Annotated in this window: 13 protein-coding genes; 7 read left to right on the forward strand and 6 right to left on the reverse strand. The window is 53.8% G+C overall.

The genetic code is table 11. The features are described 5' to 3' along the window. The 5 genes from sadA to trmL form a co-directional block, all read left to right on the forward strand. The coding region (gene sadA / locus HV477_RS18255) for a YadA family autotransporter adhesin (protein ID WP_175065245.1) at positions 1-3,085 on the forward strand (3,085 nt) is incomplete at its 5' end. A gap of 298 nt (positions 3,086-3,383) precedes the next feature. Continuing rightward, positions 3,384-5,039 carry an L-lactate permease gene (gene lldP, locus HV477_RS18260; protein ID WP_079898899.1) on the forward strand — a complete coding sequence of 552 codons (1,656 nt, stop codon included), beginning with the start codon at positions 3,384-3,386 and terminating at the stop codon, positions 5,037-5,039. After that, a complete protein-coding gene (gene lldR, locus HV477_RS18265) occupies positions 5,036-5,812 on the forward strand; it encodes a transcriptional regulator LldR (RefSeq protein WP_000636696.1) in 777 nt (258 codons plus the stop codon). The genes lldP and lldR overlap by 4 nt, the downstream gene beginning before the upstream one ends. Beyond that, positions 5,809-6,999 (forward strand): FMN-dependent L-lactate dehydrogenase LldD, encoded by a 1,191-nt coding sequence (gene lldD / locus HV477_RS18270; protein ID WP_000586991.1) that lies wholly within the window; start codon positions 5,809-5,811, stop codon positions 6,997-6,999. Before lldR ends, lldD begins: the two co-directional genes overlap by 4 nt. A 63-nt stretch (positions 7,000-7,062) precedes the next feature. Next, on the forward strand, positions 7,063-7,536 hold the full coding sequence (gene trmL, locus HV477_RS18275; protein WP_000932335.1) for a tRNA (uridine(34)/cytosine(34)/5-carboxymethylaminomethyluridine(34)-2'-O)-methyltransferase TrmL: 474 nt from the start codon (positions 7,063-7,065) through the stop codon (positions 7,534-7,536). A 67-nt stretch (positions 7,537-7,603) separates the two neighbouring features. On the opposite strand, the gene HV477_RS18280 is transcribed toward trmL, so the two are convergent. Beyond that, positions 7,604-8,608, reverse strand: coding sequence for a LacI family DNA-binding transcriptional regulator (locus HV477_RS18280; RefSeq protein WP_001537635.1), 1,005 nt, complete (start codon positions 8,606-8,608; stop codon positions 7,604-7,606). 318 nt (positions 8,609-8,926) lie between these two features. Between HV477_RS18280 and HV477_RS18285 the strand changes: the two genes are divergently transcribed. Continuing rightward, complete coding sequence (locus HV477_RS18285; protein ID WP_020838510.1) at positions 8,927-10,123, forward strand: L-talarate/galactarate dehydratase; 1,197 nt, start codon at positions 8,927-8,929, stop codon at positions 10,121-10,123. 73 nt (positions 10,124-10,196) lie between these two features. Then, on the forward strand, positions 10,197-11,507 hold the full coding sequence (locus tag HV477_RS18290) for an MFS transporter (protein ID WP_001092104.1): 1,311 nt from the start codon (positions 10,197-10,199) through the stop codon (positions 11,505-11,507). 82 nt (positions 11,508-11,589) lie between these two features. On the opposite strand, the gene cysE is transcribed toward HV477_RS18290, so the two are convergent. From cysE to HV477_RS18315, 5 genes are all read right to left on the reverse strand, one after another. Continuing rightward, positions 11,590-12,411: a serine O-acetyltransferase gene (gene cysE / locus HV477_RS18295; RefSeq protein ID WP_001112113.1), complete on the reverse strand. Its 822-nt coding sequence runs from the start codon at positions 12,409-12,411 to the stop codon at positions 11,590-11,592. 77 nt (positions 12,412-12,488) lie between these two features. Further along, entirely contained in the window at positions 12,489-13,508 is a 1,020-nt protein-coding gene (gene gpsA, locus HV477_RS18300; RefSeq protein WP_001076594.1) for an NAD(P)H-dependent glycerol-3-phosphate dehydrogenase, read from the reverse strand. Beyond that, entirely contained in the window at positions 13,508-13,975 is a 468-nt protein-coding gene (secB, locus tag HV477_RS18305) for a protein-export chaperone SecB (protein ID WP_000003370.1), read from the reverse strand. The genes gpsA and secB overlap by 1 nt, the downstream gene beginning before the upstream one ends. Positions 13,976-14,018: 43 nt before the next feature. Further along, positions 14,019-14,270: a glutaredoxin 3 gene (gene grxC / locus HV477_RS18310; protein ID WP_001273795.1), complete on the reverse strand. Its 252-nt coding sequence runs from the start codon at positions 14,268-14,270 to the stop codon at positions 14,019-14,021. Positions 14,271-14,355: 85 nt separating this feature from the next. Then, complete coding sequence (locus HV477_RS18315) at positions 14,356-14,787, reverse strand: rhodanese-like domain-containing protein (RefSeq protein ID WP_001156179.1); 432 nt, start codon at positions 14,785-14,787, stop codon at positions 14,356-14,358. Positions 14,788-15,017 lie beyond the last annotated feature (230 nt).

A 15,017-nucleotide genomic window follows, 5' to 3' on the forward strand; every position in this document is an offset into this window, starting at 1 on the left:
TGATGCCCTGCTTTGGGATGCAGCCTCTGGCGCATTCAGCGCTAAGCACAACGGAAGCGACAGTAAAATCACCAATCTGGCGGCGGGTACCCTGGCTGCGGACAGCACCGACGCCGTTAACGGCTCTCAGTTGTTTGCCACCAACGAAAATGTGTCGCAGAACACCACTGACATCGCTGCCAACACCACCAGCATCAATCAGAACACCACTGATATCGCCACCAACACCACCAATATCAACAGTCTGAGCGACTCCGTCACCACGCTCACCGATGATGCCCTGCTTTGGGATGCAGCCTCTGGCGCATTCAGCGCTAAGCACAACGGAAGCGACAGTAAAATCACCAATCTGGCGGCGGGTACCCTGGCTGCGGACAGCACCGATGCCGTTAACGGCTCCCAGCTGTTTGCCACCAACGAAAATGTGTCTCAGAACGCCACTGATATCGCTGCCAATACAACCAGCATTAATCAGAACACCACTGATATTGCCACCAACACCACCAGCATCAACAACCTGAGCAATTCCGTCACCACGCTCACTGACGATGCCCTGTTGTGGGATGTTGACACTAGCGCATTCAACGCTAACCGCAACGGAAGCGCCAGTAAAATCATCAATGTCGCCGCCGGGGACCTTTCTGAAGACAGTACAGACGCGGTGAACGGCTCTCAGTTGTATGAAACCAACCAGAAGGTGGATCAAAACACCTCTGCTATCGCAGATATTAATACGTCCATCACCAATCTTAGCTCTGACAACCTGAGCTGGAATGAGACAACGAGTTCGTTCTCTGCCAGCCACGGAAGTAGTACGACAAACAAAATCACCAACGTTGCTGCCGGAGAGCTGTCTGAAGAAAGTACCGACGCGGTTAACGGGTCGCAGCTGTTCGAAACCAACGAAAAAGTGGATCAGAACACGACCGATATCGCCGCCAATACCACTAACATCACTCAGAACAGCACCGCGATTGAGAACCTGAATACTTCTGTCTCCGACATTAATACGTCCATTACCGGCCTCACTGATAACGCTCTGTTATGGGACGAAGACATCGGCGCTTTCAGCGCAAACCACGGTGGAAGCACCAGTAAAATAACCAATGTCGCCGCCGGGGCGCTTTCTGAGGACAGTACAGACGCGGTAAACGGCTCACAGTTGTATGAAACCAACCAGAAGGTGGATCAAAACACCTCTGCTATCGCGGATATCAATACGTCCATCACCAATCTTGGTACTGATGCGCTGAGCTGGGATGACGAAGAAGGCGCGTTCAGCGCCAGCCACGGTACCAGCGGTACCAATAAGATAACCAATGTAGCAGCAGGTGAAATCGCCAGTGACAGTACTGACGCTGTTAATGGCTCTCAGCTCTATGAAACTAACATGCTGATTTCTCAGTATAGTGAATCTATTAGCCAACTAGCCGGCGATACCAGCGAAACCTATATCACGGAAAATGGTACCGGCGTGAAATACATCCGTACGAATGATAACGGGCTTGAAGGCCAGGATGCATACGCAACGGGTAACGGCGCAACGGCAGTAGGTTACAACGCCGTCGCCTCTGGCGCTGGCAGTCTGGCTCTTGGCCAAAACAGCAGCAGCAGCATTGAGGGCAGTATCGCTTTGGGCAGTGGCTCCACCTCTAACCGCGCTATTACAACCGGTATACGAGAAACGAGCGTAACAAGCGATGGCGTCGTCATTGGCTACAATACAACAGACAGAAAGTTGCTGGGCGCGTTGTCATTGGGGACGGATGGAGAAAGCTATCGTCAAATTACCAACGTTGCTGACGGCTCTGAAGCGCAAGATGCGGTAACAGTTCGTCAGTTACAAAATGCCATTGGTGCGGTCACTACTACACCGACCAAGTACTACCACGCAAACTCAACGGAAGAAGATTCACTGGCTGTCGGAACTGACTCACTGGCAATGGGTGCGAAGACCATCGTCAATGCTGATGCAGGTATTGGTATTGGTCTGAATACACTGGTGATGGCTGATGCCATCAACGGTATTGCTATCGGTTCTAACGCACGCGCCAATCATGCAAACAGTATTGCAATGGGTAATGGTTCTCAGACCACTCGCGGCGCACAGACTGACTACACCGCCTACAACATGGACACACCGCAGAACTCTGTCGGTGAGTTCTCTGTCGGCAGTGAAGACGGCCAACGTCAGATCACTAACGTCGCGGCGGGTTCGGCAGATACCGATGCCGTTAACGTTGGTCAATTGAAAGTCACCGACAGCCGTGTTGCCGCGAATACCGAAAGCATCAATAACCTGAACACGCAGGTGAGTAGTCTTGATACTCGCGTCACCAATATTGAAAACGGTATTGGCGATATCGTCACTACCGGTAGCACCAAGTACTTCAAGACCAACACCGATGGCGTAGATGCAAATGCCCAGGGTGCGGACAGCGTCGCGATTGGCTCTGGCTCTATTGCTGCCGCTGAAAACAGCGTGGCGTTAGGCACAAATTCCGTCGCAGATGAAGCTAATACTGTGTCTGTCGGCTCTTCTACTCAACAACGCCGTATTACCAACGTTGCCGCAGGGGTGAACAGCACTGACGCGGTTAATGTGGCGCAACTGAAAGCCTCAGAAGCAGGCTCCGTGCGTTATGAAACCAATGCAGATGGCTCGGTTAACTATAGCGTGCTCAACCTGGGAGACGGGAGTGGCGGTACCACTCGGATCGGCAATGTTTCAGCGGCGGTGAATGATACGGATGCGGTTAACTATGCGCAATTGAAACGCAGCGTCGAAGAAGCAAACACCTATACCGACCAGAAGATGGGTGAAATGAACAGCAAAATCAAAGGCGTAGAAAACAAGATGAGCGGCGGTATCGCTTCAGCGATGGCGATGGCCGGCCTGCCACAAGCCTACGCCCCGGGCGCCAACATGACCTCGATTGCTGGCGGTACGTTTAATGGTGAAAGTGCCGTCGCCATTGGTGTCTCCATGGTAAGTGAAAGCGGGGGCTGGGTGTATAAATTGCAAGGAACCAGCAACAGCCAGGGCGATTACTCTGCGGCCATTGGCGCGGGCTTCCAGTGGTAATGAAGTAACAACACTCCCGACATCAAAGGCAATGGCATCATGCCATTGCCTTTTCACTTCCCTTTGCTGTCCTCTCCCCTCAATTGGCCCTACCAATTTTAGCCCGTTACCACAGCCTACTCACATTTCACTAAATTAACTCTACAATACCGTTGCCAATAAATAACATCTGGTTAACTATTTGTTGTCATTATCCATACACAACAATATTGGCAGGACCACTTTTACACATAATGTGACCCCAACGAGATGAGCAAAGATTCATCCCATTATGCGTGTGGTTCTCAGGAGACCTGCAATGAACCTCTGGCAACAAAACTATGACCCGGCGGGTAATATCTGGCTTTCCAGCCTGATCGCATCGCTCCCAATCCTGTTCTTCTTTTTCGCCCTGATTAAACTCAAGCTGAAAGGCTATGTTGCCGCTTCGTGGACGGTGGTTATCGCGCTCGCCGTCGCGCTGCTGTTCTATAAAATGCCGGTCGATCACGCGCTGGCATCGGTCGTGTATGGCTTCTTCTACGGGCTATGGCCGATAGCCTGGATAATCATCGCCGCGGTCTTTGTCTATAAAATTTCGGTCAAGACCGGGCAGTTTGACATTATTCGCTCGTCAATTCTGTCGATTACCCCCGACCAGCGTCTGCAAATGCTGATTGTCGGCTTCTGCTTCGGCGCGTTCCTTGAAGGCGCGGCAGGTTTCGGCGCGCCGGTGGCGATAACCGCCGCGCTGCTGGTGGGTCTGGGCTTTAATCCGCTGTATGCGGCAGGGCTGTGCCTGATTGTAAACACCGCGCCAGTCGCCTTTGGCGCGATGGGGATCCCGATTCTGGTTGCCGGACAGGTCACGGGCCTGGACAGCTTTGAAATCGGTCAGATGGTCGGTCGTCAGCTACCGTTCCTGACCATTATCGTGCTGTTCTGGATTATGGCGATTATGGACGGCTGGCGCGGCGTGAAAGAAACCTGGCCTGCGGTGATGGTCTCTGGCGGCTCGTTTGCTATCGCCCAGTATCTCAGCTCCAACTTTATCGGGCCGGAACTGCCGGACATCATCTCTTCACTGGTGTCTCTGGTGTGTCTGACGCTGTTCCTCAAACGCTGGCAGCCGATACGCATCTTCCGCTTCGGCGATATGGGCGCGTCGCAGGTCGATCAGACGCTGGCCCGCACCCGCTATACGACAGGGCAAATTGTTCGCGCCTGGTCGCCGTTTCTGTTCCTGACCGCCACGGTCACTCTCTGGAGCGTACCGCCGTTTAAAGCGTTGTTTGCCCCCGGCGGCGCGCTGTATGACTGGGTAATTAACGTTCCGGTACCGTATCTCGATAAACTGGTCGCCCGTATGCCGCCGGTCGTACACGAAGCGACCGCTTACGCGGCGGTGTATAAATTTGACTGGTTCTCCGCCACCGGCACGGCGATCCTGTTTGCCGCGCTGTTGTCTATCGTCTGGCTGAAAATGAAGCCCTCAGCCGCAATCCAGACCTTTGGCAGCACGCTGAAAGAGCTGGCGTTGCCGATTTACTCCATCGGCATGGTGCTGGCGTTCGCGTTTATCTCGAACTATTCCGGGCTTTCCTCCACGCTGGCGTTAGCGCTGGCGCACACCGGCAGCGCCTTCACGTTCTTCTCGCCGTTCCTCGGCTGGCTGGGTGTCTTCCTGACCGGGTCCGACACCTCATCTAACGCGCTGTTTGCCTCTCTACAGGCTACCGCGGCGCAGCAAATCGGCGTCTCTGATGTGCTGATGGTGGCGGCGAACACCACTGGAGGCGTAACCGGGAAGATGATCTCGCCGCAGTCTATCGCCATCGCCTGCGCGGCGGTGGGACTGGTAGGGAAAGAGTCCGATCTGTTCCGTTTTACCGTCAAACACAGCCTGATCTTCACCTGTATGGTGGGCGTGATCACTACGCTTCAGGCCTATGTTTTAACCTGGATGATTCCGTGATTGTGATGCCAAAACGCCTGTCAGACGAGATTGCCTCTCGCGTGCGGGCGCTGATTGAAGAACAAAACCTGGAAGCGGGCATGAAATTGCCCGCCGAGCGCCAGTTGGCTCTACAGCTTGGCGTATCACGCAACTCTTTACGCGAAGCGCTGGCGAAGCTGGTCAGTGAAGGCGTGCTGGTGAGTCGTCGCGGCGGCGGGACATTTGTCCGCTGGCAGCACGAAACCTGGTCTGAACAGAATATCGTGCAACCGCTGAAAATGCTGATGGCGAACGATCCGGACTACAGTTTCGACATTCTGGAGGCCCGCCACGCCATTGAAGCCAGTACGGCCTGGCACGCCGCCATGCGTGCCACCGCTGCCGACAAAGAGAAAATCAGACTCTGCTTTGATGCGACGCTCAGCGAAGACCCGGATCTCGCCTCCCAGGCCGATGTGCGCTTTCATCTGGCGATCGCGGAAGCCTCGCACAATGTGGTGCTGTTGCAAACCATGCGCGGTTTCTTCGACGTCCTGCAATCCTCCGTCAAACAGAGTCGCCAGCGTATGTATCTCGTTCCGCCCGTATTCTCAAAGCTGACGGAACAACACCAGGCGGTGATGGACGCCATTCTGGACGGTAACGCCGAGGGCGCGCGTAAAGCGATGATGGCGCACCTCAGTTTTGTCCACACCACGATTAAACGATTTGATGAAGACCAGGCCCGCCAGGCGCGTATTACCCGCCTGCCCGGCGACCATAATGAGATGACCAGGGAGAATAAATCATGATTATTTCAGCAGCCAGCGATTATCGCGCCGCAGCTCAGCGCACGTTGCCTCCTTTCCTCTTCCACTACATCGACGGCGGCGCGTATGCGGAATATACCCTGCGCCGAAATGTGGAAGACCTGTCGCAAGTCGCTCTGCGCCAGCGCGTGCTGAAAAATATGTCCGATTTAAGCCTGGAAACGACCCTGTTTAACGAAACGTTGTCGATGCCGGTGGCATTAGCGCCGGTAGGCCTGTGCGGCATGTACGCCCGTCGCGGCGAAGTACAGGCCGCCGCCGCCGCAGACGCAAAGGGCATTCCGTTCACCCTTTCCACCGTCTCCGTCTGTCCGATAGAAGAAGTTGCACCAACCATTAAGCGCCCGATGTGGTTCCAGCTTTATGTGCTGCGTGACCGGGGCTTTATGCGCAACGCGCTTGAACGTGCGAAAGCGGCGGGCTGCTCCACGCTGGTCTTTACCGTGGATATGCCAACGCCGGGCGCGCGCTACCGTGACGCCCACTCCGGGATGAGCGGCCCAAACGCCGCCATGCGCCGTTACTGGCAGGCGGTGATGCACCCTAAATGGGCGTGGGATGTCGGCCTGAACGGTCGCCCGCATGATTTAGGCAATATTTCCGCCTATCTGGGTAAACCGACCGGCCTTGAGGACTATATCGGCTGGCTGGCAAATAACTTCGATCCGTCCATTTCCTGGAAAGATCTGGAGTGGATACGCGAATTCTGGGACGGCCCAATGGTGATCAAAGGGATCCTCGATCCAGAAGATGCCCGCGATGCGGTACGTTTCGGCGCTGACGGTATCGTGGTGTCGAATCACGGCGGCCGCCAGCTCGATGGCGTGCTCTCTTCCGCCCGCGCCCTGCCCGCCATTGCCGATGCGGTGAAAGGCGATATCGCCATTCTGGCGGATAGCGGGATTCGTAACGGGCTGGATGTCGTGCGTATGATTGCGTTGGGGGCCGATACCGTACTGCTGGGTCGGGCCTATCTCTACGCGCTGGCGACGGCAGGAAAAGCGGGTGTCGCCAACCTGCTGGACCTGATCGAGAAAGAGATGAAAGTCGCCATGACCCTGACCGGCGCGAAATCCATTAGCGAAATCAGTGGCGATTCACTGGTGCAGGAACTGGGGAGAAGTTTGCCCGCCGCGCTGGCGCCAATGAGCAAAGGCGATGCCGCCTGAACGCCTGGCGCGTGAGAGCCCGGTAAATTTCTGCTATTCTGCCCCCGCATTTAAGGGGGCATCATGCTTAACATCGTACTTTTCGAACCAGAAATCCCGCCGAATACCGGCAACATCATTCGTCTTTGCGCCAATACCGGCTTTCGTCTGCACATCATCGAACCGATGGGGTTTACCTGGGATGATAAGCGCTTACGCCGCGCAGGGTTGGACTATCACGAATTCGCCGCGGTTCAGCGCCATCACGATTATGCCGCCTTTGTCGCCGCCGAAAACCCGCAGCGCCTGTTTGCGTTGACGACAAAGGGCACGCCCGCCCATAGCGCCGTAAGCTATCAGGATGGCGATTATTTGATGTTTGGCCCGGAAACGCGCGGCCTGCCCGCCAGCATTCTCGATGCGTTGCCTAAAGAGCAGAAGATTCGCATTCCGATGATGCCGGATAGCCGTAGCATGAACCTGTCGAATGCGGTGTCGGTGGTGGTGTATGAAGCGTGGCGCCAGTTAGGATACCCCGGCGCGGTATTGCGGTCGTAATATATTCAATGCCGGATGGCGGCTAACGCCTGATCCGGCCTGGCCGATCCCGATGGCATGTTCCCGTTTATGCGGACTCTCGCTCAATCAAATGAAAGCCAATATCCACAATAGCTTCTGCGCACGGTTTCTGTTCAATACGATCGGCCAACAGCGTAGCGGCGCGCTGACCAATGGCGCGTCTGTCAACGCTTACGGTAGTAATTGACGGTCGATTGCTGGCGGCAAAATCAAGGTCGCCAAAACCAATAACCGCTAAATCATGCGGGATGCGCAAACCACGGCTTTCCGCCTCCATCATCGCACCCTGTGCCAGGGTATCAGAACTGCAAACAATGACATCAAACGTCCCTTCGTCAAAAAGCTGGCTTAAACCGCTGCGCCCCAGCGAAAGCGATGCCGGAAGGGGGACATCTACCTGCGGTACGGCATGAATAGCGTGGCGTTGAAGAACACTACATAACCCCTGCTTACGTTGCGCGGCTCGGCGATCGGCGGTCCACAACAAGCCGGGACGACGATAGCCCTTACTCAGAAGATACTCCCCCGTCGCCTGCCCAACTTTTTCATGGGAAAAACCGACCAGCATATCAAGCGGCGTGGGCGTTAAGTCCCAAATTTCCACCACCGGAATAGCCGCGTTCAGGATGACCTTTTTCAGTTCTATCGTGTGATGGATCCCGGTAAGCACCACGCCATCGGGGCGGCGGGAAAGCAGTGTCGCCACCAATTCCGCTTCCGTTTGTTCGGTATATCCCGCCACGCACAGCAATATGTGATATCCGCGTCGGGCCAGTTCATCGCTCAGCGACTGGATGGTATCGACAAACATGTTGTTGTTAATTTGCGGCACGACGACAGCGATTAATTTACTCCGTCGCGACGCCAGACCACCGGCTAACGCGTTGGGTATGTAGCCTGTGACGCGAACCGCCTGCATGACTTTCTCAACCGTTTTGGGGCGAACCAGTTGTGGCGAATTCAATGCCCGGCTGACTGTCATCGGAGACAGCCCGGCGCTACGTGCTACATCTTCCAACGTCGGCGCACGAGGTGATTTGGTTCTCTTCACGTCTGATGCCCCTGCAAAGATTGGCTGATTTATCCGCGCATTATTCATCATGCCTGCGGCTATTGCCAGCTTCGCATCAGGAAAGGCCGTAAATACAGTAGCTTATCAAGCTCAGTCATTACAAAATGATAGCGCCATCATTTTGTATTATGCATTTCCCCAGATATTTTTGGATCGTGATCCATTTTGCAATAAATCCTGCTTTTTATACGACATATGTGATCAAATGTTCAAATCAACATCAACTTTCTGGATCCTGCGTTCGCTTAATAATAAAAATGTTAGCGCAATCATTTTGTGATTATCAGGAGAAAAAAAATGGCTTTAAGCGCGAATTCCGACGCCGTAACGTATGCAAAAGCGGCGAATACCAGAACCGCGGCAGAAACCGGCGATCGTATCGAATGGGTGAAGCTATCACTGGCTTTTCTACCGCTGGCGACGCCAGTGAGTGACGCGAAGGTACTGACCGGGCGCCAGAAACCTTTGACCGAAGTGGCAATCATCATTGCCGAAATCCGCAGTCGCGACGGCTTTGATGGCGTTGGTTTTAGCTACTCCAAACGTGCTGGCGGCCAGGGTATTTATGCTCACGCCAAAGAGATAGCCGACAATCTACTGGGCGAAGATCCCAATGATATCGACAAAATATACACTAAGCTGCTGTGGGCCGGAGCCTCGGTGGGGCGTAGCGGGATGGCGGTACAGGCTATCTCCCCTATCGATATCGCCTTATGGGATATGAAGGCTAAACGTGCCGGTCTGCCACTGGCAAAACTGTTGGGCGCGCACCGCGACTCCGTTCAGTGTTACAACACCTCAGGGGGGTTCTTGCATACACCGCTCGATCAAGTGCTGAAAAATGTGGTGATTTCCCGCGAAAATGGCATTGGCGGTATTAAGTTGAAAGTCGGACAACCCAACTGCGCTGAGGATATTCGCCGCTTAACCGCAGTACGTGAAGCGCTTGGGGATGAGTTCCCGTTAATGGTTGACGCTAACCAGCAGTGGGATCGCGAAACGGCTATCCGCATGGGGCGTAAAATGGAACAGTTCAACCTTATCTGGATTGAAGAACCATTAGATGCTTACGACATCGAAGGCCACGCCCAGCTTGCTGCCGCGCTGGATACGCCTATCGCCACCGGGGAAATGCTGACCAGTTTCCGGGAACACGAGCAGTTGATTCTGGGCAATGCCAGCGATTTCGTTCAGCCAGATGCGCCGCGTGTCGGCGGTATCTCTCCGTTCCTGAAGATTATGGATCTGGCGGCGAAACACGGACGTAAGCTGGCGCCGCACTTTGCGATGGAAGTACACCTGCACCTTTCCGCAGCGTATCCCCTGGAGCCGTGGCTGGAACATTTCGAGTGGCTGAACCCATTATTCAACGAGCAACTTGAGCTGCGCGATGGCCGCATGTGGATTTCCGATCGTCATGGTCTGGGTTTCACGCTCAGTGAACAAGCGCGCCGCTGGACACAATTAACCTGTGAATTTGGCAAACGCCCTTAACCCGACTGGCGGGAATCCGTCCCGCCTCTCTTACCTTACAGGATGCATTCTGCCCTTATCTGAGGAGTAGATAATGAACACAATAATAAAGCGCACAAAAGTGCGTCATACCATTCTTATATTTTTATTTCTTGCTACCGTATTTAATTATGCGGATCGCGCAACTCTATCCGTAGTTGCCCCAATAATGAGTAAAGAATTAGGTTTTGATCCGGAAGCGATGGGCCTGGCCTTCTCCTCATTTGGTATTGCCTATGTCATTATGCAACTACCCGGCGGTTGGCTATTAGACCGCTACGGTTCACGACTGGTTTACGGTTGCGCATTGATTGGCTGGTCGTTAGTAACCATGTTTCAGGGAACGATCTATCTGTATGGCAGCCCATTAATTGTACTGGTTATTCTACGTCTGCTGATGGGCGCGATTGAAGCGCCTGCCTTTCCGGCGAACAGTCGTTTAAGCGTACAATGGTTTCCCAATAATGAACGAGGTTTCGTTACTTCAGTTTATCAGGCTGCGCAATATATCTCGCTGGGCATTATCACCCCGCTAATGACGATCATTCTGCATAATTTAAGCTGGCATTTTGTCTTCTATTATATTGGCGCTATTGGCGTGATGCTCGGTATATTCTGGTTAATGAAAGTCAAAGATCCGATGCACCATCCAAAAGTTAATCAAGCGGAAATTGACTATATTCGTAGCGGTGGTGGCGAGCCCTCTCTGGGCTGTAAAAAGGAGCCGCAGAAAATAACGTTCGCGCAGATTAAAACCGTCTGTGTTAACCGGATGATGATCGGTGTTTACATCGGGCAATTCTGCGTCACCTCTATCACCTGGTTCTTCCTGACCTGGTTCCCGACCTACCTGTACCAGGCGAAAGGCATGTCGATTCTGAAAGTCGGTTTTGTGGCCAGTATTCCAGCCATTGCCGGTTTTATTGGCGGCCTGCTCGGCGGCGTGTTCTCCGACTGGCTACTCAAACGCGGCTATAGCCTTACCGTCGCGCGGAAACTGCCTGTTATCTGCGGTATGTTGCTCTCTTGCGTAATAGTGATCGCCAACTACACCTCTTCAGAATTTGTGGTCATTGCGGCGATGAGTCTGGCCTTTTTTGCCAAAGGGTTTGGTAACCTGGGCTGGTGCGTACTCAGCGACACCTCGCCGAAGGAAGTTCTGGGTATTGCCGGCGGCGTATTTAACATGTGCGGCAATATGGCAAGCATCGTTACGCCGCTGGTCATCGGCGTGATTCTTGCCAATACTCAGTCGTTCGACTTTGCCATTTTATACGTTGGCTCGATGGGACTTATTGGTCTCATTTCATATCTGTTTATCGTCGGCCCGCTGGATCGTATCACGCTGACATCATCCGCAGCCTGATTGTCCACATTGCGAATTCTTCGCTCCGCTGTTCCGGGATTGCACTCCATCGGAACAGCGTTTTTTAGTTGTACCGCGCAATTCAGATGCCGTCGCCATACTCAAACGTATGGTGTATCCCGTTGAAATGCTGGTCCATATCCATCGACGGCTTATCGCTGCCCGGCTTGCCGACAATACGCGCCGGAACGCCTGCGGCGGTAGTGTGCGGCGGGACAGGCTGTAAAACGACGGAACCTGCGCCAATTTTCGCGCCGCGCCCCACCTCGATATTGCCGAGAATTTTCGCGCCCGCGCCAATCATCACGCCTTCGCGGATTTTAGGATGACGATCGCCGCTCGTTTTCCCGGTACCGCCCAGGGTGACGGATTGCAGGATCGACACATCATCTTCAATAACCGCCGTCTCCCCCACCACAATACCGGTGGCATGGTCGAGCATAATCCCGCGGCCAATTTTCGCTGCCGGGTGAATATCCACCTGAAACGAGACCGAAACCTGATTTTGCAGGAAGATAGCCAGCGCGCGGCGACCTTTATTCCACAACCAGTGACCAATGCGGTAGGCCTGTAGCGCATGAAAGCCTTTCAGATATAACAGCGGCGTGGAGTATTTATCCACCGCCGGATCGCGAGTGCGCACGGCCTGAATATCGCAGGCTGCCGACGCGATCATTTCCGGGTCGGCGGCATAGGCTTCTTCAACTACTTCACGGATAGCGATAGCGGGCATGATGGGCGAAGCCAGTTTATTTGCCAGCATATAGCTCAGCGCACTGCCCAGATTTTCATGCTTGAGTAGCGTGGCGTGATAAAAACTGGCCAACATAGGCTCACAGTCAGCTAAAGCGCGGGCTTCAGCTTTAATATTCTTCCAGACGATTTCCAGTTCTTCACACGGCATGGCTTACTCCAGACGGGCAGAAAACGACCAACCCGTTCTGTGCGGGTTGGGTCGTTTATGCAAACAGTTCCTTACGGCTAGTGGCGACTCAGCTCTTCCTTGCGGGCGCGACCTAATAACGTTAATGCTGCCTCGCGCGCGTTTTTTCCGCAATACAATACTTGATAAATTTCCTCGGTTATTGGCATTTCAACACCAAAACGGTGCGCCAATTCACGAACTTCTTTCGTATTGCGATAGCCTTCGACCACCTGGCCAATCTTATCCTGCGCGCCTTTAACGTCCATGCCCTGGCCAAGCATCATGCCAAAACGACGGTTGCGCGACTGGTTGTCGGTACAGGTCAGCACCAGATCGCCTAAACCCGCCATCCCCATAAAGGTGGCGGGATCGGCGCCAAGCGCTGCGCCAAGCCGCGACATTTCGGTCAGTCCACGCGTGATTAGCGCCGTGCGGGCGTTCGCGCCGAAGCCGATGCCGTCAGACATCCCCGCGCCAATCGCAATCACGTTTTTCACCGCGCCGCCAAGCTGCACGCCGATAAAATCCGCATTGATATAGACGCGAAAACTTTTTCCGCAGTGCAACAGTTGCTGGAGATCGTCGGCAAAGGTCTCATCGGTTGAGGCCAGCGAGATTGCCGTCGGCAAACCCGCCGCCAGCTCTTTAGCAAACGTCGGACCGGAAATCACCGCCAGCGGGATTTGATCGCCTAACGCCTCGCGAGCGACATCCTGCAACAGGCGCCCCGTTTCCGCTTCCAGGCCTTTGGTCGCCCATACCAGACGCGCATCCGGACGCATCAGCGGTTTAATCTGCCGCAGCACGTCGCTGAAAACATGGCTTGGCACCACCACCAGAATGTTACGACTGGCCGCCAGCGCGATTGCTAAGTCGCTTTCCAGGTGTAACGTATCGGGAAAAGGCACATCGGGAAGGAACGCGACGTTGCAGCGATCGTGCTCCAGGGTCGCGATATGTTTTGGGTCGTGGCCCCACAGGACAACCTGGTGGCCGTTTCTCGCCAGAGTGATGGCGAGAGCGGTGCCGTACGAGCCGGCACCGATGACTGTCATTGACGCATTACTTTGGTTCATCAGGCATCCTGATGTTCTTCAGTACCTTCGCCAGCCTGCTGCTGCAAATAGTTCATGAACAGCGCATCAAAGTTGACCGGCGCAAGGTTCAGTTGCGGGAACGTACCGCGTGAAACCAGGCTGGTGATGCACTCGCGAGCATACGGGAACAGAATGTTCGGGCAGTATGCGCCCAGGCAATGCGCCATCTGAGTACCTTCAATACCGCTGATGGAGAAAATACCGGCCTGCTGAACTTCGCACAGGAACGCGGTTTCTTCCCCCAGGGAAGCCGTTACGGTAACACGCAGCACAACTTCATAAACGTCATCCGCCAGTTGGGAAGATGCCGTATCAAGATCCAGTTTAACCTCTGGCTGCCAATCTTTCTGGAAAACATGCGGTGCGTTTGGCGCTTCGAAAGAAACATCCTTGGTATAGATACGTTGGATCTGGAAAGCCATTTCAGTGTTATTTTGTTCTGACATGTGTAAAACCCTTTAGTGTTGTCCTTAAATACTTGAGTACGCCTTAACGCAACAGCGGATCCAGTCCACCACGCGCATCCAGCGCATACAAGTCGTCACAACCGCCAATGTGCTGTGCATCAATAAAAATTTGCGGAACCGTCGTTCGGCCACTACGTTTGATCATCTCTTCACGCTTCACGGCGTCGCCGTCAATCGCAATTTCCTGGAAACTCACGCCCTTGCTGTTTAACAGCGCCTTTGCACGATGGCAAAACGGGCAGGTTGCTTTGGTGTAGATTTCAATATTGGCCATGACTTCGCTCCTGTTTTTTACCCGATGGATTTCATGTCGACGCAAGGGCAAGTCATTCCCCTTGCGTCATGAAAACGACGGGTAATCACTTACCGCGCACCAGAGGCAGATTCTCGCCGCTCCAGCCTGCTACGCCTTCTTTCAACACAAAGACCTTTTCAAAGCCGGCTTTTGTCAGCGCGTTAGCGGATTCCTGGCACTGCATACCAGAACCGTCGACCACGATAATCGGCTTGTCTTTGTGCTTTTCCAGTTCGCCAACATTGTTGGCTTTGATTTCGCTCGGCAGCAAATTGGTCGCGCCAGCGATATGGCCTTTACGGAAATCGTCACGTTGACGTAAATCCACAACAACGGCGTCCTCTTTGTTGATAAGGCGCGTGGCTTCGCCGCGTGTAATCACCTTAACTTTTGAAGTCAGACCTTTGAACGTGGTAAATAAAACCGCCACCAGTAACGCAATCCAGGCGATACTCAGTATGGGATGACGGCCAACAAATTGCATAATTTCTTGCATGGGGGGTAACAACTCCCGACGTAGTGATTAAAAAACCAGGAAAGGAGTATACCTGTGCAGTGGCGCAAATACAGCCAGAGCGTGCACTGGAATGCATTTTTGCGGGGCGCTACGAAAAAAAATCACGCTATTACTTGCCTTCTCACGCCAGCGCGATCCCTTTCTTTGATCTTCTGAGGCTATTTTATCGATTCAGCTGTAGTAAAATTACGCAATTATTTTGTCTATTG

Source organism: Salmonella sp. SG203 (assembly GCF_013350575.1).
Classification (GTDB): domain Bacteria; phylum Pseudomonadota; class Gammaproteobacteria; order Enterobacterales; family Enterobacteriaceae; genus Salmonella; species Salmonella enterica.